This is a genomic window from Streptomyces sp. NBC_00669, assembly GCF_036226785.1.
Lineage (GTDB): Bacteria > Actinomycetota > Actinomycetes > Streptomycetales > Streptomycetaceae > Actinacidiphila.
Window position 1 is genome coordinate 3,837,818 of the sequence record NZ_CP109018.1, and the last position, 17,868, is coordinate 3,855,685.

The window sequence follows — 17,868 nt, forward strand, 5'->3', positions numbered from 1 at the left end:
AGAGGTGCACCATCCAGGGGCGCGGGGAACTGCGCGACAAGCCACCGCGGACCGCAAGGTCCCGTATCGCAGCGAACGAGGCACCCCGGAGGGTCAGGGGCACCCCCGGGAGTCAGGTACCCCAGGTCCTCAGGGCACCCAAGGACTCCCCTCAAGAAGGTTGCCGAGCCCGGCCCACGCGAAGTTCATCAACGTCGCGGCCGTCTCCAGCCCGTCCGGCGAGGACCCCGCAAGGGACTCCGCCGCACCGACGAGCGCGAGCGCCAGCGCCCGCACCTCGCGTTCGGGCAGCGCCGGCCCGCAGGGCGCCCCGCGCGCGGCGGAACCGATCAACGCGGTGACGAAGTCGACGAGCTCCGCCCGCATCGCGGCGACCTCGTCGCCGGAGGGAGCGCCCCCGCTGCGGGCCTGGCCGTAGAGAAGGCTCCAGCCGTCGGGATGTTCGGCGGTGTACCGGAAGAACCCGAGCAGCCCGGACCACAGTTGGCGGTCAGGGGCGGCACCGGTCTCGACGGACGCGCGCACCGCCGCGCTGAGCGCCTGGGCCTCGCGCCGTACGCACGCGGTGAACAGCTCGTCCTTGGAGTTGAGGTAGAGGTAGACCAGCGGCTTGCTGACGCCCGCCGCGACGGCGATCTCGTCCATGGAGGTGGCGCGGTAGCCGCGGCGGGCGAAGACGGCCACGGCCGCGTCCAGCATCTGCCGCTCGCGGACCGCCCTCGGCACGCGCTGCGCGCGCTTGCCCTGGGTCCCCACCGGCGCCACCCTCCCCCGTGCTCAGTGGTCGGTCGCGGGGACCGGCCGGTCAGGCGGCGTGCGGCTTCCCGCCGTGCGTGACCTCGCGGGCCTCGTCGTCGGCTTCGTCCTCCTGGCCCGCGGCGGCGGCCAGGTTGAGCCGGGTGCGCTCGACCCGGCTGGAGACCTGGGCGGCGGCCTGCTCACGGGCGCCGCGCAGCAGCACGAAGCTCAGCGGCGCGGAGACGATCAGCGCGAGCAGGGCGACCCACAGGTAGTTCGAGTTCCCGAGCCCGGCCGGCAGGATGTGCAGCCGGACCAGGCCCCAGATGACCACGAAGCTGCCGACGATGAGGCCGAAGCGCATTGCGGTGTATCGGAGCATGCGTCCAGTGAAGCACGCCCCGATCCCGGCCCTCGGCCCACCCCCGCCTCCCCGCTCCGCGCTCCGCGCTCCTAGGACAGGGGCAGCAGCATGAAGACGTCGTCGCGGTCGTCGTCCGGGGCGACCCGGATCGCGTTGGGCACCCGGCCCACCTCCTTGTAGCCGCAGGAGGCATAGAAGCGTTCGAGGCCGAGGCCGCCGCGGCAGGTCAGCCGGATCGCCTCGACCCCGCCGAGCCCGCGCGCGGCCCGCTCGGCCTCGGCCAGCAGCGTCCGGCCGTACCCCGCACCCTGGTGGCGCGGGTGGACCATCACCGTGTAGAGCCAGATCCAGTGGGTCATCAGCCGGTGGGAGTTGTACGTGAGGAACGCGGTCGCGGCGACCCGGCCGTCCTCGTCGCGGCCGACGAGCAGCCGGCGCCGCCCCGCCTCGACCTCGGCGAGCGACTCCGCCAGGGACGGCGCGATCTCCCCGGGGGTGACCGGCGGCACGAAGCCGACCGCGCCGCCCGCGTTGCTCACGTCCGCCCACAGCGCGAGTACGCCCTCGCGCAGGTCGTCGTCGATCACCGGATCGAGTACGAAGGTAAGTGCCATAGCAGCAGAGTACCTATTACCCGCGTGCGGCCGCCCGCCGTTTTCCTGTCACCCGCGTCACACCCGCATGGGCTGCGGCGACTCCCGGCGGGAGCCGTCGGGGCCCGGGTACTCGCGGAGGATCTCGTAGCGGGTGTTGCGCTCGACCGGACGGAAGCCCGCGTCCCTGATCAGGTCGAGGATGTCGTCGCGGGTCAGCTTGTTGGGCGTGCCGTAGTCGTCCGCGTCGTGGGTGATCTTGTACTCGACGACCGAGCCGTCCATGTCGTCGGCGCCGTGGTTGAGGGCGAGTTGGGCCGTGGACAGGCCGTGCATCACCCAGAACACCTTCACGTGCGGCACGTTGTCGAACAGCAGCCGGGACACCGCGAAGGTCTTCAGCGCCTCCGCGCCGGTGGCCATGGTGGTGCGGGCCTGGAGGGTGTTGCGGACCTTGCCGTCCTTCATGTCCACGAAGTCGTGCTGGTAGCGCAGCGGGATGAAGACCTGGAACCCGCCGGTCTCGTCCTGGAGTTCGCGCAGCCGCAGCACGTGGTCGACGCGGTGCCGGGGCTCCTCGATGTGGCCGTAGAGCATCGTCGCCGGGGTCTTGAGGCCCTTGGAGTGCGCCAGCCGGTGGATGCGGGACCAGTCCTCCCAGTGGGTGCGGTGGTCCACGATGTGCTGCCGCACCTCCCAGTCGAAGATCTCGGCGCCGCCGCCGGTCAGCGACTCCAGGCCGGCGTCGATCAGTTCGTCGAGGATGTCGGAGGCGGACAGGCCCGAGATCGTCTCGAAGTGGTGGATCTCGGTGGCGGTGAACGCCTTCAGCGAGACCTGCGGCAGCGCCTCCTTGAGCGCCTTCAGCGACCGCGGGTAGTACCGCCACGGCAGCGTCGGGTGCAGGCCGTTGACGATGTGCAGCTCGGTGAGGTTGTCGCCCTCCATGGCCTTGGCCAGCCGGACGGCCTCCTCGATCCGCATCGTGTACGCGTCCTTCTCGCCCGGCTTGCGCTGGAAGGAGCAGTACGCGCACGACGCGGTGCACACGTTCGTCATGTTCAGGTGGCGGTTGACGTTGAAGTGGACCACGTCGCCGTTCTTGCGGGTGCGCACCTCGTGCGCGAGGCCGCCCAGCCACGCCAGGTCGTCGGACTCGTAGAGCGCGACCCCGTCCTCACGGGTCAGCCGCTCGCCGGCGTGGACCTTCTCCTCCAGCTCGCGCTTGAGCCCAGCGTCCATGTCTGTGTCTCTCCTCCTACGCGGTTCGGCCCACCCGACGGTACTCCCCCGACCCGCGGCCGGCGGTGGGGGCACCTCCCGGCGCAGCCGGCGGAAGTGCCCCGGTCACACCTCTTCGGGAAGGTGCCCGACCCGGTTCTCCCACTTGGTGGAGAGCACGATGGTGGTACGGGTCCTCGCCACGCCCTTGGTGCCGGACAGCCTGCGGATGGTGTGTTCGAGCCCGTCCACGTCGCCGACCCGGACCTTGAGCATGTACGAGTCGTCGCCCGCGATGAACCAGCAGTCCTCGATCTCGTCCAGGTCCGACAGCCGCCGGGCCACCTCCTCGTGGTCGGCGGCGTCCGACAGCTGGAGCCCGACCAGCGCGGTCACCCCCAGGCCCATCGCGGCGGGGGCGACGGTCGCGCGGTAACCGGTGATCACGCCAGCCTGCTCCAGGCGGTTGATCCGATCGGTGACGCTCGGCCCGGACAGACCGACGAGCCGGCCCAGCTCGGCGTAGGACGCCCGGCCGTTCTCGCGCAACGCCTGAATGAGCTGCCTGTCCACCGCGTCCATCGGATTGGACCCTCCCGTTCGCCTGGTGACTGCGCTGTCAGGACACGAATCTAAGGCATGAAACGGTTCTTGCCCTGCGCATCTACACTTCGATGCCGCCGAACGACCCGTCGGAAGGCCCGTCGGACGACCCGTCGGAAGATCCGTGCGGTGTCCCGCCCGACGCCCCGTCCCGCTCGCCCGACGCACCGCCGAGCTCGCCCGTCCACCGCCGGTACAACCGGTGCGGCACGCCCGCCGCGTCCAGCACCCGCCCGGCCACGAAGTCCACCAGTTCCTGCGCCGTGGTGCCGCCGGCGTAGAACGCCGGTGAGGCGGGCAGCACCACCGCGCCCGCGTCGGCCAACGCGGTGAGCTGGCGCAGCGTCTGACCGCTCAACGGGGTCTCGCGCACCGCGACCACCAGCGGCCTGCGCTCCTTGAGCGTGACGCTCGCCGCGCGCTGCAACAGGTCCTTGGAAAGGCCCAGCGCCACCCCGGCCACGCACGCGGTGCTGGCCGGCACGATCAGCATGCCCTTGGCCGGATACGAACCCGAGGACGGCCCGGCCGCGAGGTCGCCCGCGGGCCAGTACCGTACGGCCGCCAGGTCGGGGCCGGGGGCGAAGGCGTCCGGACGGCCGTCGGCGCCGCGGGCCAGCCACCGCGCCAGGTCCTCCCGCCAGTGCGCGTCCCGCACCGCCGCCCCGGTCTCGTCGAGCAGGGTCAGCCGGGCGGCCCGGCTGACCACCAGGTCCACGCTCTCGCCGGCGGCCAGCAGCGCGCGCAGCACCGCCGCCGCGTACGGCGTGCCCGAGGCGCCGGAGACGCCGACGATCCACGGGGTGCGCCCACCGCGCCCCGGCGCACCGCCGCCCACGCCCGCGCCCCGGCCGGCGTCCGCGTCCGTCACGCCGTCCCTGCCGCCCACGTTGTCCAGGTCGTCCCGGTCCGCGTCCTCCACGCGGTCGAGCGTAGCCGCGACCTGCGGAAGGCGCCGACCCGGGCAGGTTCGCCCGGGTCTCCCCCGGTACGGACGGTTCCGGCCGATCGGCCCGAGCGGGACGGGAACCGCAGACGGTGTCGGCGGCGTCGTGCACACTGGAGAGCACTGAACCACGTGGGGACGTGGCGGGATTGGGGGGATTCGGTGGCGTACGGACGCATCGCGGCGTACACCGGCCGCGGGGGGGCGCTGCTCGCACCGCTGCGCGCCCGTGACCGGACCACGTCCGCCACGGCCGGCGACCGGCTCGCCTCCGCCGCAGTGCTGATGGTGGCCTGGGTGGCGCTGCTGTGGGCCCTGGAGGTCGTCGACATGACGACCGGCCACCGGCTGGACAGCCTCGGCGTCCAGCCGCGCAGGGCCGGCGAGTTGGTGGACATCGTCCCCTCGGCGTTCATCCACTTCGGCTACGGGCACGTGGCGTCCAACACCCTGCCGCTGCTGGTGCTCGGCTTCATCGCCGCGCTGCGGGGCATCGGCCGCTTCCTGGGCGTGGCCTTCGCCGTCATCGTCATCGACGGGCTCGGCGTCTGGGCGTTCTCCCCCGCGCACACCAACACCGCGGGCGCGTCCGGCCTGATCTTCGGCCTGTTCAGCTATCTGCTGGTGCGCGGCTTCGTCGACCGCCGCGCGCTGGAGTTGGTGGTGGGCCTGCTCGTCGGGGCGTACTACGGCACCTCCATCCTGTGGGGCGTGCTGCCGGTGCACACCGGCGTCTCCTGGCAGGGCCATCTCTTCGGCCTCGTCGGCGGGGTGGCCGCGGCCTACCTGTTCCGTGAACGGCCGGCCGAGGTACGGGCCGGCGAACCACCGTACGGCGGCTGAGCGGTTGCCGGATTCCGGCAACCAACCGGCCGGCAACTCGCCCTGAACAACCCGGGTGATTCCACAGCGCCCGCACAGTTACGCTTCTGCTCCAGCTCGTCCACTTACCCACCCCTTTCCTAGGAGTTCGTCATCATCAGCATGCGCAAGGGCCTCGCCGCCGCCGGAGTGGTGGCCCTCATATCCGCCGGGTCCGCAGCGTGCGGTGCGGACAGCCCCGCCTCGCCCCAGGGAAAGGTGAGCGACGCCTTCCAGAAACTCGGCAAGCAGAACACCGTCTCCGTCGACCTGGGCTTCAGCGGCACCTCCGCCCAGATCTACTCGGCCATGAAGAACGAGGACGGCTTCACGCAGGCCGACGCCGACCTGCTCGCCTCGCTGCACGTCACGATCGGCGGCAGCTCGCAGCAGTCGCTGAACCTGCTCGGCAAGAGCTTCGGCAAGGGCGCGGACGCCACCAAGGGCTCCTCCGCGGGCTTCCTGCTCTCCACCGACGGCCCGAGCGGCAAGAAGCTGATCGAGGTGCGCATGGTCGACCAGAAGGTCTACCTGCGGGCCGACATCCAGGGCCTGGAGAAGCTCGACACCAGCAAGTCCGACGGCGACTCCATCAACCAGTTCAACGAGCAGTACCTCAACGGCCTGACCAGCACGCCCGGTTCGGTGGGGTCGGCGCTCAAGGGCAAGTGGGTCAGCATCGACCCGACGGTGTGGAGCGCGTTCGTCAAGAGCGCCCTCGCCGCCCAGGGCGCGGACAGCGGTTCCGGCTCGACCACCCCGACGCTCGACCCGCAGACCCAGAACCAGATCGTCACCTCGCTGCGCGCCGCGCTGACGAAGGACGCCACCTTCGCCGACGCCGGCAAGAAGGGCGGCGCCGACCACATCACGGTCACCGTGCCCGCGCAGCAGTTCGCGAAGGACGTGGCCACGGGCGTCACCCCGGCGCTCAAGCAGATCCCCGGCATGAAGCAGTCCGACCTGGACAGCCTGCAGAAGGCCGAGGGCGTGCCGAACAAGAAGGTCGCGGCCGACGTCGCCATCAAGGACGGCAAGATCGAGTCGATCACCTTCGACATCCACCAGTTGGACAGCCAGTCCACCGGCCCGCTGCCGCTGACCATCGGGTTCAAGGGCAGCGCGGCACCGATCTCCGCGCCGAGCGGCGCGGTCGCGCTCAACCCGCAGGACGTGGTGAGCGCGATCATGAAGCAGTTCGGCGGCGACGGCTCGGACAACTCGATGTTCTGAGCGCGGCCCCACCCGCGCCGCACGACGCCCGCCCGGTGAGGCGTGCCGTGCGGCGCGGGCCGCGAGACGCGTGACACAGGACGGCGACGGCCCCGGCGGATCACACCCTCCCGCCGGGGCCGTTCACATGTCCGTTTGCCCGCTACCAGCCCAGGCCGCGCGCGATCAGGTCGAAGAGCGCGAAGACGAAGAGCGTGATGCCGATGACGCCGTTCACCGTGAAGAACGCCCGGTTCAGCCGGCTCAGGTCGTGCGGCTTGACGATCGAGTGCTCGTAGACGAACGCGCCGGCCACGATCGCCATGCCCACCCACCAGAAGCCGCCCGCGCCGGTCGTGGCGCCGTACCAGACCAGCAGCGCGGTGGTGATCACATGGCAGACCCGCGCCCCGTACAGCGCCGCCGGGATGCCGAACCGGGCCGGCACCGACTTCACGCCGTGCGCCCGGTCCGCGGCCACGTCCTGGCTGCCGAAGATCAGGTCGAACCCGCCGATCCACACCCCGACCGCCAGGCCCAGCACGACCGCGTGCCAGTCCCAGGAGCCGGTCACCGCAAGCCACGCGCCGATCGGCCCCATCGCCTGCGCGACACCCAGGATCGCGTGCGGGAAGTTGGTGAACCGCTTGCCGTACGGGTAGACCACCATCGGCACCACCGCGACCGGCGCCAGCGCCAGGCACAGCGGGTTGAGCAGCGCGGCGGCGCCGAGGAAGACCACCACGGCCGCCAGCGCCCCGGTCCACGCCGAGCGCACCGACAGCGCGCCGGTGACCAGTTCGCGCTTGGCGGTGCGCGGGTTGCGGGCGTCGATCTCCCGGTCGATGATCCGGTTGCAGGCCATCGCGAAGGTCCGCAGGCCCACCATCGCCACCGTCACCAGCAGCAGTTGGCGCCAGTGCACGCTGTGGCTCTCGCGGAACATCGCGGTCAGCGCGGCGATGTACGCGAACGGCAGCGCGAAGACCGAGTGCTCGATCATCACCAGCCGCAGAAAGGCCCGCACCCTGCTGTCGGGCCGCGGCTCCGACTCGAACAGATCCGGCGTCGTGGCGCTCACAGCTCGTCTCCGCTCTCTCCCAGCGCTGCCGCCTGGGTGGGGGTGCCCCCGGCGGAGCCAGGGGGAGTACCCCCACCGCCCGCTCGGCACGAAAGTGCGGTTCTCGTCTTCGGCAGCCGCCCGGCGGCCTCGCGTGCGTCGCTCACCATCCGTACTCCTTCCACCGTTTCGTCACGAGCTCCGCCGTCTGCGGGTCGGAGAGCACCATCTCCGGCCAGCCGCCGTCACGGGTGTAGCCCTCCTCCGGCAGCTTACGGGTCGCGTCGATGCCGGCCTTGCCGCCCCAGAACTGCTGGTACGACGAGTGGTCGAGGTGGTCGACCGGGCCCTCCACCACCGTCAGGTCGCGGGAGTAGTCGGTGTTGCCGAACGCCCGCCAGGCCACCTCGTGCAGGTCGTGCACATCGCAGTCGGCGTCCACCACCACGATCAGCTTGGTGAGCGACATCATGTGGGCGCCCCACACCGCGTGCATCGTCTTCTGCGCGTGCTTGGGGTACTTCTTGTCGATCGAGACGATCGCGCAGTTGTGGAAGCCGCCCGCCTCCGGCAGGTGGTAGTCCACGATGTCCGGCACGATGATCTTCAGCAGCGGCAGGAAGAACCGCTCGGTGGCCCGCCCCAGCGGCCCGTCCTCGGTCGGCGGGCGGCCGACCACGATCGACTGGAACACCGGCCGCTTCCGCATCGTCACGCAGTCGATGGTCAGCGCCGGGAACGGCTCCTGCGGGGTGTAGAAGCCGGTGTGGTCGCCGAACGGCCCCTCCGGCAGCGTCTTCCCGGGCTCCAGCCAGCCCTCCAGCACCACCTCGGCGTGCGCGGGCACCTGGAGCGGCACCGTCTTGCAGTCCACCATCTCCACCCGCTTGCCCTGCACGAACCCGGCGAACAGGTACTCGTCGATGTCGCCGGGCAGCGGCGCGGTCGAGGCGTAGGTCACCGCGGGCGGGCAGCCGAACGCGATCGCCACCGGCAGCCGCTCGCCGCGCCGCTGGGCGACCTGGTAGTGGTTGCGGCTGTCCTTGTGGATCTGCCAGTGCATCCCGATGGTGCGCCGGTCGTGCCGCTGGAGCCGGTACAGGCCGAGGTTGCGCACCCCGCTGACCGGGTCCTTGGTGTGGGTCAGGCCGAGGTTGAAGAAGGACCCGCCGTCCTGCGGCCAGGTGAACAGCGCGGGCAGCCGGTCCAGGTCCACGTCGTCGCCGGTGAGCACGACCTCCTGCACCGGGCCGTCCTTCACCTTCTTCGGCGGCACGTGCACCATCCCGGCGAGCTTGCCGAACGCCTCCCGCACGCCGACGAACCCGTGCGGCAGCTCCGGTTTGAGCAGCCCGCCGATCTTCTCCCCGATGTCGGCGTACGACGTCAGGCCCAGCGCCTTCAGCAGCCGCCGGTCGGTGCCGTACACGTTCATCGCCAGCGGGGCGAGCGAGCCGCGCACGTTCTCGAAGAGCAGCGCGGGGCCACCGGCCTTGTTCACCCGGTCGGTGATCTCCCCGACTTCGAGGTACGGGTCCACCTCGGCGGTGATCCGCTTGAGGTCGCCGTCCTTCTCCAGTGCCCTCAGCAGCGAGCGGAGATCGTCGTAAGCCATGCGGTCAGTCTTCCACCCCGTGGCGGCGGTACGCGGCCGGGCCGCCGGACGCCGGACGCCAGGACGTAACCTGGGTGGGGTCAAGGATTGGTCAACATGGTGCCGGGGTTCTCGAAATGACGCGCTACATGCCGTTCCTGCTGGTGATCGCGGTATGGATATACGCGTTCGTGGACTGCCTCGGCACGCCGGACCGGCAGGTGCGCGGCCTGCCGAAGGTGGTCTGGCTGCTGATCGTGCTCTTCTTCGGCGAGATCCTGATCGGCCCGCTGGCCTGGCTGGCGCTGGGCAAGCGGCGGGTGCCGGGCCCGCGCGGCGCGGTCCGCCCCACGTGGGGGCCTGAGCTGTCCCGCCCGGCCGAGCGCCGGCCGCTGGACGGCCAGTTGCTCGAGGCACCGCGGGAGGACTGGGTGCCGCCGGACGACAACCCCGAGTTCCTGCGCTCGCTCGCCGAGCTGAACCGGCAGAAGCGCGGGGACGGCACGGCCCCCTCCCCCGAAGGCGAGTGAGCCGTACCGTCCCGGTGAGCGGTACGCCGCGAGGCGAGCTTCGTCACACCCCGGCGTAGGAGTGCTTGCCGGTCACGAAGATGTTCACGCCGTAGTAGTTGAACAGGAAGCACGCGAAGGCGACCAGCGCCAGGTACGCGGCCTTGCGGCCCTTCCACCCGGCGGTCGCGCGGGCGTGCAGGTAACCGGCGTACACCACCCACGTGATGAACGACCAGGTCTCCTTCGGGTCCCACTCCCAGTAGTGGCCCCACGCGGCCTGCGCCCAGATCGCGCCCGCGATGATGGTGAACGTCCACAGCGGGAAGACCAGCGCGTTCATCCGGTACGCGAACTTGTCCAGGCTCGCGGCGGCCGGCAGCCGCCGCATGATGTCGCCCCAGCGGTTGTCCTGCGCCCGCCCGGCCAGCAGCGCCATCTCGTAGTGGTCGCGGAACAGGTAGAGCAGCGTGCCGACGGCCGCGAGGTAGAACACCGCGCCGGAGATGATCGCGCAGGACACGTGAATCCACAGCCAGTACGAGTGCAGCGCCGGCACCAGCTGCTCGCTGGAGGTGTAGAGCACCGACAGCGCCAGGCCCAGGTCGAGCAGCACCGACGTGGTCAGGAAGAGCCCGATCCAGCGGACGTTCTTCTTCAGCACCAGCAGCAGCAGGTACGCGCCGACCGCCACCGCGCCGAACGTGGTGGAGAACTCGTACATGTTGCCCCACGGCGCGCGCTGCACCGAGGCGGCCCGGAAGGCGACGCCGCTGACGTGCAGCAGCCACGCCAGGGCGGTGAAGGAGATCGCGATCCTGCCGTACAGGTCGCCCTTGTCGTTGTCGCCCGCGGCGCCCGGGCCGTCCGCGATGTCGCGGTCGCTGGCGGAGGAGCGGGTGACGACCTTGGGGCGCTCCAGCGTGGTGGTGCCGCCTGCCGAGCGCACTGCCACCGCGGGTGTGGCCGCGTCCTGGGCCGCCTCCCGGGTGAGCGCGGCCGACTGCACGGCGATCTTGCTGCGGCCGCCGAAGACCCACTCCGCGAGGTGCGCGAGGAAGGCCAGCGCGTACACGAACATGGCCGAGCGGATCAGGTAGTTGCTGTAGTTCGCGAAGTTCTCGTTGACCGCGGCCGCGAGGTTCACGCGCGGGCTCCTTCGTCGTCGGGCGGGGTTTGCGGTTCGTCGGGGGCGTTCGAGGCGCCGGACCCGGATACGGTCCCGGGTGTGGCCTCGTCGGCGGTATCGGAGGGGCGCTCGGACGCGGACCCGGTGGCCGGATCGGCAGCGGAGTCGTCGGCCGGCTCGGGGTCGTCGGTCCGCGCGGCGGCGGATCTGACCGGGGCGGCCGGTTGGAGCTGGTCGACGAGTTCGCCCAACTCGTCGGCGATCCTGGCCGACTCGCTGCGGCCGAGGCCGCCCATCTCGACCAGGGTGCCGCGGTCGGACGGCACCGCCCGCACCCAGATCCGGCGCCGCTGGATGAACAGCGACCCCATCAGGCCGAGGATCGCGACGATGCCGCTGACCAGAGCCAGCTCGTTGCCGGACTGGTGGGAGATGCTGAAGCTGGCCCAGCGCTTGACCCCGTCGAACTCCAGGGTGCCGGCGCCGCCGGGCAGGTCCATGGAGTCGCCCGGGCCGAGCGCGACGCCGTTCACACCGGTCTTGGTGTTCAGCTTGAACTGCTTCATGTGCGTGGTGTCGAGCTGGTAGACGTTCTGCGCGATGCCGGAGTCCAGGCCGAGGTCGCCGTGGTAGGCGTTGAGCCACAGGATCGGCTGCAGTTCGCCGGGGAAGAGCGACATCGGGCCGCGCGAGGTGTCACCGGTCGGCGTGAAGTAGCCCTCGAACGCGAGCTGGTCGGGCTTGCCGTTCTTGCCCATCGCGTCCGGGACCTTGATCACACCGGTCGAGGTCAGGTTGGCGTCCTGCGGCAGGAACGGCACCGGGCCCTGGTAGGCGACATTGCCCTGGGCGTCCTTGACGGTGACCACGGGCGCGTAGCCGTGCGAGATCAGGTACACCTTCTCGCCGCCGATGTTCAGCGGGTGGTTGGTGGAGATCGTGCCCTTCGTGGTGTGCGCGCCGCTGGTGCCGCTCCAGTAGTGGATGTTCGCCTGGAACTTCAGCGCGGTGCCGCGCTCCGGGCCGCTGGTGGCGTACTGGTCGTCGAAGCTGTCCAGCGTGAAGCCGAACGGCTTGAGGTCGTCGGCGCCGTAGAGCGTGCCACCGGAGAAGTCGTCGTACTGGGTGAGGTTGTTGACGAAGCCGTCCTGGCCCTCGACGACCAGCTTGCCGCCGGACGCCGCGTTCAGCGAGGTCCAGGCGAAGCCGATCAGCAGGCCGAACAGGGCCACGTGGAAGCAGAGGTTGCCGGCCTCCCGCAGATAGCCCTTCTCGGCGGCCACCGATGTGCCGGTGGCGTTGACCCGGAACCGCCGCCCGCGCAGCGCCTTCCGGGCCGCCTGCGCGACCTGCTCCGGGCTCGCGTCGGTGTGCCAGGTGCTGTACGCGGGCAGCCGGACCAGGTGCCGGGGCGCGGCCGGCGGCTTGGCCCGCAGCTGCCCGACGAACTGCCAGCTGCGCGGCACGATGCAGCCGGCCAGCGAGATGAACAGCAGTATGTAGATCGCCGAGAACCACGGCGAGCCGTAGACGTGGAACAGGTCCAGCTTGGAGTACAGCGGGCTGATGTCCGGGTGCGCCTTCTTGAACGCCGCGACCTTCAGCTCGTCGCTGTGCTGCGGGATCAGCGAGCCGGGGATCGCGGCCAGCGACAGCATGAAGAGCAGGATCAGCGCGATCCGCATCGAGGTGAGCTGCCGCCACATCCAGCGCAGCCAGCCGAGCACGCCGAGCGAGGGCCCGCTGGCCAGGGTGTCCACCGGCTGGGTGGACAGCTGCGCGCCCGCGGCACCGAGGCCGTCCTCGCCGCCGGTCCCCTCTTCCTGGATGCCGGGGTCCTGGTCCTCCCGGACGTCGCGGTCCCGGCCGGCGTCCGGCCCGGGGCCCTGGCCGGGGACACGGCCGTCGCTTGGCTTGTGCGTGATGCTCACGGTTCAGACCCCTGTGGAGAAGCCGCTGGACCAGATCTGCATCTGGTAGGTGATGTGGTCCCACACGCCGGTGACGAGCAGCACCCCGACGGCGACGAGCATGCCGCCGCCGATCCGCATGACCCACGCGTAGTGCCGCTTGACCCACCCGAAGGCGCCCAGCGTACGGCGGAAGGCCAGCGCGGCCACGATGAAGGGCACCCCGAGGCCCAGGCAGTAGAAGACCATCAGCAGCGCGCCGCGCCCGGCGCTGGCGTTGCTGAAGGCCAGCGACTGCACCGCGCCGAGCGTCGGTCCGACGCAGGGCGTCCAGCCCAGCCCGAACATGGCGCCGATCAGCGGGGCGCCGGCCAGCCCGACCCCGGGCCGGTAGTGGAAGCGGAACTCCCGCTGGGTGATGCCGCCGAGGATGCCCATGAAGGCGAGCCCGAGCACGATGGTGAGCGAGCCGAAGATCCGGGTCAGCAGCTGCCGGTGCTCCTGGAGGTCGGAGCCGAAGTTGCCGAACAGGGCACCGCCGGAGACGAACACCGCGCTGAAGCCGAGCACGAACAGCAGCGACCCGGCGAACATCCGCCCGCGCCGGGCCTCGCCGAGGTCGCTGCCGGTGACGCCGGTCACGTAGGAGAGGTAGCCGGGCACGAGCGGCAGGACGCAGGGCGAGGCGAAGGAGATCAGCCCGGCGAACATCGCGATCGGTATGGCCGCGATGAGCGCTCCGGACGTCACCGTGTCCGCGCTGCCGGCCAGGAGGAGAGTGCCGCCCGCCACGTCACTTCTCCGCGGCGACGGGGTCGATCAGCTTGTGCAGCTGGTCCTCGGTGAGCGCGGCCAGCGCCCGCCCCGCGACCCGGCCCTGCCGGTCGATCACGAGGGTGGCCGGCAGGCTCTGCGGGTTGAGGCTGCCCTTGGGGAACTTCAGGATCAGCTTGCCGTACGGGTCGTACAGGCTCGGGTAGGTGATGCCGAAGCGCTTGTCGAACCGGGCGGCGTTGGAGCGGTCCAGGTCACGGGTGTTGATGCCGAGGAACTGGACGCCCTTGCCCGCCTCGGCCGTGGCGACCTTGGCCAGGTTGGGCGCCTCGGCCCGGCAGGGCGCGCACCACGACCCCCAGATGTTGACCACGACGACCTTGCCCTTGTACGCGGCGAGGCTGGTGGTGGCGCCGGCCACGGTCTTGCCGGACAGTTCCGGGGCGGGCTTGCGCTGGCCGGCCTTGACCATCGTGATGTCGCCGTTGCCACCGACGAAGTTGGAGTTGCCGGCGCCGGACGACGACGTGGACGAACTGCATGCGGCGAGCGTCAGCGCCAGCGCCACGGCTCCGGCCGGCGCGGCGGCACGACGGAGCAGGCGGCGACCGAAGGCGCACGGAGAACTCATGTGAAAAGTTTCGCATGGGCCCTCGGACGATCTTCCGCACCCCCCCACCGTCAACCCCAAAGACGGCAATTGCCCCAAGTAAGGATGCGAGGGTCAGGTCGCCGCCGGCACCGAGGGCGCGGCTCCGGTCGCGGGGGCGGCCCCGGTCGCGTCGGAGGCCGGCACCTGCCCGGTGAACTCCTTCCAGCCGCCGGGCGGCTGCCCGCCGACCTCCAGCTCGCGCAGCTTGGCCAGCATCGCCGGGTCCTGGGCGTCCAGCCAGTCGGTGAGCTGCTGGAAGGAGACCAGCCGCACGTCCTTGTAGCCGAGCGAGGCGATGTGCTGGAAGGCACCTTCGACGGCGTCCATGTAGATGCCGCCGTTCCAGTCCTCGAAGTGGTTGCCGATGTAGAAGGGCGCGCGGTTCGTCTCGTAGGCGCGCTGGAACCCGGCGACGTACGAGGCGGTCGCCTGGCTGCGCCAGTACGGGTAGTTGCGCGGGTCGGACTTGGTGGCGGCGTGGGACTGGTTGGCGAGCATGTTGTAGTCCATCGACAGGACCTCGAACGTGTGCCCCGGGAACGGGATGAGCTGGAGCGGGAAGTTCCACAGGCCCTGCATCTTGTCCGGCCAGGTCTGGTTGCCGCCGGGGTTGCTGGTGTCGTAGCGCCAGCCGAGCGCGGCCGCGGTGGGCAGCAGGCTGTCCTGGCCGAGCAGGCAGGGGGTGCGGCCGCCCATCAGGGTCTTCTCGTAGTCGAACGGCAGCGGCTCGTCGTCGTGCCAGCCGGTGTTCGTCTTCCACTGGGTGACGAACGACACGGCCTGGTCGATCTCGCTCTTCCAGTCCGCCGGGGTCCAGCGGCCGACGCTGCCGGCGCCGGCGCAGAAGTGGCCGTTGAAGTGGGTGGCGATCTCGTGGCCGGCGTTCCACGCCTGCCGCAGGTTGTCGAGCGTCATCTTGATGTGGTCGTCGGCGAGGTACCCGATGTCGGATGCGCCGAGCGGGCTGTTCGGCGGCGCGTACTGCAGCTTCTTGCCCTCCGGCAGCAGGTAGAGGCCGGAGAGGTTGAAGGTCATCTTGGCGCCGTGGTCGTCGGCGAGCTTGCGGAAGCGGGGGAAGAGGCCGTTGCCGATCTCGCCGGCGCCGTCCCAGGAGAAGACCACGAACTGCGGGGGCGTCTGGCCCGGCTCCAGCCGGTCCACCACGGGCTGGCCGGGCTGCGGGCCGGTGTCGGCGGTGGAGCCGTCGCCGATCAGCCGCACGGTCGTCGACGGGGCCTTCGCGCCACTCGCGCCGGAGTGCTCCCCCGTCTTGCGGGCACTCGGGGCGGAACCCGAGGTGCCCCCCTCCTTGGCGCTGCAGCCCGCCACGGCGACACCCGCGGCGGCTCCGGCGGTGGTGGTCAACAGGGCCCTTCGGGTCATGGCACTCATGCGATCCCCGTCTCTCGGCGTCTGCGTTCTGCGTCTGCGTTCTGCGTCCGCGTCGTTGCCCCTCACCACTTCCTCACGGTCATGGGGAAACGGGGGCTCTCCGCCGAATAGCCCACTTATGGGCTAAACAGATCACCTTAAAAGAGGCCCGGAGCTGGCATATGCGCGAGAAGGGTGCCAAGCAAAGGGGCACGGTGCCCTGACGGAAAAGGGCAGCGAAAAGGGGCGCGGGGAGTACCTCCCAGCGCCCCTTACCTACGTGCGCACCCTCTTCCGTGACGGACCCAGGGTGCGCCTACCCGCCTGCCGGCTACGCGCCTACGCGCCCACCGAGCCCCGTACCGGCTTCGCGCCCGCCCGCAACCTCGCCGGGACCAGGTCGATCGCCGGCTCGCTGTAGCCGACGGAGATGATCTCGTCGCCCTGGAACGTGAAGCTGGTCACGCTCGCCAGCGTGCACTGGCGCTTCCGCGGGTCGTGCCACAACCTGCGCCGCTCCGCGTAGGACCGCACGATCCAGATCGGCAACTGGTGGCTGACGCACACCGCCTCGTGCCCGCGCGCGGCGTCCCGCGCCGCGCCCAGCGCCGCCATCATCCGCACCACCTGGTCGACGTACGGCTCCCCCCAGCTCGGCCGGAACGGATTGGTGAGGTACTTCCAGTTCGCCGGCCGGCTCAGCGCGCCGTCGCCGACCCCGAAGGTCTTGCCCTCGAAGATGTTCGCCGCCTCGATCAGCCGCGGGTCGGTCGCGATGTCCAGCGAGAACGCCTTCGCGATCGGCGCCGCGGTCTCCTGCGCCCGCTCCAGCGGGGACGCGACGACGTGGCGGATGTCACGCCCCGACAGGTGCCCGGCGACCCGGTCGGCCATCTGCCGGCCGAGTTCGGAGAGGTGGTAGCCGGGCCGCCGCCCGTACAGCACCCCCTCGGGGTTGTGCACCTCGCCGTGGCGCATCAGGTGCACGACGGTCAGCTCGGTGGGATCGGCACTCATGCGTGGGCCTCCGCTGCGGCACGTGCGGCGGCGGGCAGCGCCGCGGCGATCCGCTGCACCGCCTGCTCGTCGTGTGCGGTCGACACGAACCAGGACTCGAACGCGGACGGCGGCAGGTAGACGCCCTGCGCCAGCATCGCGTGGAAGAAAGCGGTGAAACGGTACGCCTCCTGCTTCTTCGCGTCGTCGAAGTCCCGTACCTCGGCGTCGGTGAAGAAGACGGAGAACATGCTGCCCGCGGTCTGCACCCGGTGCGCGACGCCCTCCTTGTCCAGCGCGGCGCTCACCAGTTCGCGGATCTGCGCGGAGACCGCGTCGAGCCGGGCGTACGCGGCCGCGTCCAGCAGGCGGAGTTGGGCCAGCCCGGCGGCGGTGGCGACCGGGTTACCGGAGAGCGTGCCGGCCTGGTAGACCGGCCCGGCCGGGGCGAGCGCGGCCATCACGTCGGCGCGGCCGCCGAAGGCCGCGGTCGGGAAGCCGCCGCCCATCACCTTGCCGAAGGTCAGCAGGTCCGGGCGCACCCCGTCGATGCCGTACCAGCCGGCCGCGCTGACCCGGAAGCCGGTCATCACCTCGTCGGAGATGTAGAGGGCGCCCTCGGCCGTGCACAGTTCCTTGAGCCGCGCGTTGAAGCCGTCCCGCGGCGGCACGACGCCCATGTTGCCCGGCGACGCCTCGGTGATGACGCAGGCGATCTCTCCCGGGTGCGCGGCGAACGCGGCCCGTACGGCCTCGATGTCGTTGTACGGCAGCACGATGGTGTCGCCGGCCTGCGCGCCGGTCACCCCGGGGGTGTCCGGCAACCCGAAGGTGGCCACCCCGGAACCGGCGGCGGCCAGCAGCGCGTCCACATGACCGTGGTAGCAGCCGGCGAACTTCACCACCTTCGCGCGGCCGGTGAAGCCGCGGGCCAGCCGGATCGCCGACATCGTGGCCTCGGTGCCCGACGACACCAGGCGCACCTGGTCCAGCGGTTCGACCCGCGCCACCATCGCCTCGGCGAGCGCGACCTCGCCCTCGGTGGGCGTACCGAAGGAGGTGCCCCCGACCACCGCCGCCTGCACGGCCGCGATCACCTCCGGGTGCGCGTGGCCGAGAATCATCGGTCCCCACGAGCAGACGAGGTCGACGTACTCGCGCCCGTCGGCGTCGGTCAGGTACGGGCCCGCACCGGAGACCATGAACCGCGGCGTGCCGCCCACCGCGCGGAACGCCCGCACCGGGGAGTTCACGCCACCTGGGGTCACGGCCGCCGCGCGGTCGAAGAGTTCCTGGGACACTGGTGCTTCGTACGGATAGCTCACAGGCACATGC

18 protein-coding genes are annotated in these 17,868 nt (G+C 71.1%); 3 read left to right on the top strand and 15 right to left on the bottom strand.

From position 1 onward, the window contains the following. Positions 1-129 precede the first annotated feature (129 nt). The 6 genes from OG896_RS15750 to OG896_RS15775 form a co-directional block, all read right to left on the bottom strand. Positions 130-726 (bottom strand): TetR/AcrR family transcriptional regulator, encoded by a 597-nt coding sequence (locus OG896_RS15750; RefSeq protein WP_329374037.1) that lies wholly within the window; start codon positions 724-726, stop codon positions 130-132. A gap of 79 nt (positions 727-805) precedes the next feature. Further along, entirely contained in the window at positions 806-1,120 is a 315-nt protein-coding gene (locus OG896_RS15755; RefSeq protein WP_329365987.1) for a DUF4229 domain-containing protein, read from the bottom strand. A 71-nt stretch (positions 1,121-1,191) separates the two neighbouring features. Then, on the bottom strand, positions 1,192-1,716 hold the full coding sequence (locus OG896_RS15760; RefSeq protein WP_329365989.1) for a GNAT family N-acetyltransferase: 525 nt from the start codon (positions 1,714-1,716) through the stop codon (positions 1,192-1,194). A gap of 57 nt (positions 1,717-1,773) precedes the next feature. After that, entirely contained in the window at positions 1,774-2,937 is a 1,164-nt protein-coding gene (gene mqnE, locus OG896_RS15765) for an aminofutalosine synthase MqnE (protein WP_328467793.1), read from the bottom strand. 105 nt (positions 2,938-3,042) lie between these two features. Continuing rightward, positions 3,043-3,498: an Lrp/AsnC family transcriptional regulator gene (locus OG896_RS15770; protein ID WP_328467791.1), complete on the bottom strand. Its 456-nt coding sequence runs from the start codon at positions 3,496-3,498 to the stop codon at positions 3,043-3,045. 82 nt (positions 3,499-3,580) lie between these two features. Beyond that, a complete protein-coding gene (locus OG896_RS15775; protein WP_329374038.1) occupies positions 3,581-4,357 on the bottom strand; it encodes a UbiX family flavin prenyltransferase in 777 nt (258 codons plus the stop codon). Between the two features lie 393 nt (positions 4,358-4,750). Here OG896_RS15775 and OG896_RS15780 point away from each other — a divergent pair, with 393 nt between their 5' ends. Continuing rightward, on the top strand, positions 4,751-5,308 hold the full coding sequence (locus OG896_RS15780) for a rhomboid family intramembrane serine protease (protein WP_329374040.1): 558 nt from the start codon (positions 4,751-4,753) through the stop codon (positions 5,306-5,308). A 141-nt stretch (positions 5,309-5,449) separates the two neighbouring features. Beyond that, positions 5,450-6,559 carry a hypothetical protein gene (locus tag OG896_RS15785; protein WP_329365990.1) on the top strand — a complete coding sequence of 370 codons (1,110 nt, stop codon included), beginning with the start codon at positions 5,450-5,452 and terminating at the stop codon, positions 6,557-6,559. Between the two features lie 142 nt (positions 6,560-6,701). Here the strand turns inward: OG896_RS15785 and mqnP are convergent, their stop codons facing one another. Beyond that, the gene (gene mqnP, locus OG896_RS15790) at positions 6,702-7,619 is read right to left on the bottom strand and encodes a menaquinone biosynthesis prenyltransferase MqnP (protein ID WP_329365991.1); all 918 of its coding nucleotides are present in this window, start codon (positions 7,617-7,619) and stop codon (positions 6,702-6,704) included. 142 nt (positions 7,620-7,761) lie between these two features. Beyond that, the gene (locus OG896_RS15795) at positions 7,762-9,213 is read right to left on the bottom strand and encodes a menaquinone biosynthesis decarboxylase (protein ID WP_329365993.1); all 1,452 of its coding nucleotides are present in this window, start codon (positions 9,211-9,213) and stop codon (positions 7,762-7,764) included. Positions 9,214-9,329: 116 nt separating this feature from the next. Between OG896_RS15795 and OG896_RS15800 the strand changes: the two genes are divergently transcribed. Then, positions 9,330-9,722 (top strand): PLD nuclease N-terminal domain-containing protein, encoded by a 393-nt coding sequence (locus OG896_RS15800; protein WP_328467781.1) that lies wholly within the window; start codon positions 9,330-9,332, stop codon positions 9,720-9,722. 43 nt (positions 9,723-9,765) lie between these two features. Here OG896_RS15800 and ccsB read toward each other — a convergent pair whose 3' ends face one another. The 7 genes from ccsB to hemL form a co-directional block, all read right to left on the bottom strand. After that, entirely contained in the window at positions 9,766-10,848 is a 1,083-nt protein-coding gene (ccsB, locus tag OG896_RS15805; RefSeq protein WP_329365995.1) for a c-type cytochrome biogenesis protein CcsB, read from the bottom strand. Then, positions 10,845-12,659, bottom strand: coding sequence for a cytochrome c biogenesis protein ResB (locus OG896_RS15810; RefSeq protein ID WP_329374042.1), 1,815 nt, complete (start codon positions 12,657-12,659; stop codon positions 10,845-10,847). Before OG896_RS15810 ends, ccsB begins: the two co-directional genes overlap by 4 nt. Before the next feature lie 105 nt (positions 12,660-12,764). Then, positions 12,765-13,532 carry a cytochrome c biogenesis CcdA family protein gene (locus OG896_RS15815; protein ID WP_329365997.1) on the bottom strand — a complete coding sequence of 256 codons (768 nt, stop codon included), beginning with the start codon at positions 13,530-13,532 and terminating at the stop codon, positions 12,765-12,767. Position 13,533: 1 nt separating this feature from the next. Beyond that, complete coding sequence (locus OG896_RS15820) at positions 13,534-14,145, bottom strand: TlpA family protein disulfide reductase (RefSeq protein WP_329365999.1); 612 nt, start codon at positions 14,143-14,145, stop codon at positions 13,534-13,536. A gap of 93 nt (positions 14,146-14,238) precedes the next feature. Next, positions 14,239-15,558, bottom strand: a complete 1,320-nt coding sequence (locus tag OG896_RS15825) for a hypothetical protein (protein ID WP_329366001.1) — start codon at positions 15,556-15,558, stop codon at positions 14,239-14,241. Positions 15,559-15,876: 318 nt separating this feature from the next. Further along, positions 15,877-16,554: a histidine phosphatase family protein gene (locus OG896_RS15830; protein ID WP_329366003.1), complete on the bottom strand. Its 678-nt coding sequence runs from the start codon at positions 16,552-16,554 to the stop codon at positions 15,877-15,879. Then, positions 16,551-17,858: a glutamate-1-semialdehyde 2,1-aminomutase gene (gene hemL, locus OG896_RS15835; protein ID WP_329366005.1), complete on the bottom strand. Its 1,308-nt coding sequence runs from the start codon at positions 17,856-17,858 to the stop codon at positions 16,551-16,553. Before hemL ends, OG896_RS15830 begins: the two co-directional genes overlap by 4 nt. Positions 17,859-17,868 lie beyond the last annotated feature (10 nt).

Bases quoted from the DNA above. Each gene is read 5' to 3' on its own strand.
- OG896_RS15755 (WP_329365987.1), bottom strand. From the start codon at position 1,120: ATGCTCCGATACACCGCAATGCGCTTCGGCCTCATCGTCGGCAGCTTC.
- OG896_RS15760 (WP_329365989.1), bottom strand. From the start codon at position 1,716: ATGGCACTTACCTTCGTACTCGATCCGGTGATCGACGACGACCTGCGC.
- mqnE (WP_328467793.1), bottom strand. From the start codon at position 2,937: ATGGACGCTGGGCTCAAGCGCGAGCTGGAGGAGAAGGTCCACGCCGGC.
- OG896_RS15770 (WP_328467791.1), bottom strand. From the start codon at position 3,498: ATGGACGCGGTGGACAGGCAGCTCATTCAGGCGTTGCGCGAGAACGGC.
- OG896_RS15780 (WP_329374040.1), top strand. From the start codon at position 4,751: ATGGTGGCCTGGGTGGCGCTGCTGTGGGCCCTGGAGGTCGTCGACATG.
- OG896_RS15785 (WP_329365990.1), top strand. From the start codon at position 5,450: ATGCGCAAGGGCCTCGCCGCCGCCGGAGTGGTGGCCCTCATATCCGCC.
- OG896_RS15795 (WP_329365993.1), bottom strand. From the start codon at position 9,213: ATGGCTTACGACGATCTCCGCTCGCTGCTGAGGGCACTGGAGAAGGAC.
- OG896_RS15800 (WP_328467781.1), top strand. From the start codon at position 9,330: ATGACGCGCTACATGCCGTTCCTGCTGGTGATCGCGGTATGGATATAC.
- OG896_RS15820 (WP_329365999.1), bottom strand. From the start codon at position 14,145: ATGAGTTCTCCGTGCGCCTTCGGTCGCCGCCTGCTCCGTCGTGCCGCC.
- OG896_RS15825 (WP_329366001.1), bottom strand. From the start codon at position 15,558: ATGAGTGCCATGACCCGAAGGGCCCTGTTGACCACCACCGCCGGAGCC.
- OG896_RS15830 (WP_329366003.1), bottom strand. From the start codon at position 16,554: ATGAGTGCCGATCCCACCGAGCTGACCGTCGTGCACCTGATGCGCCAC.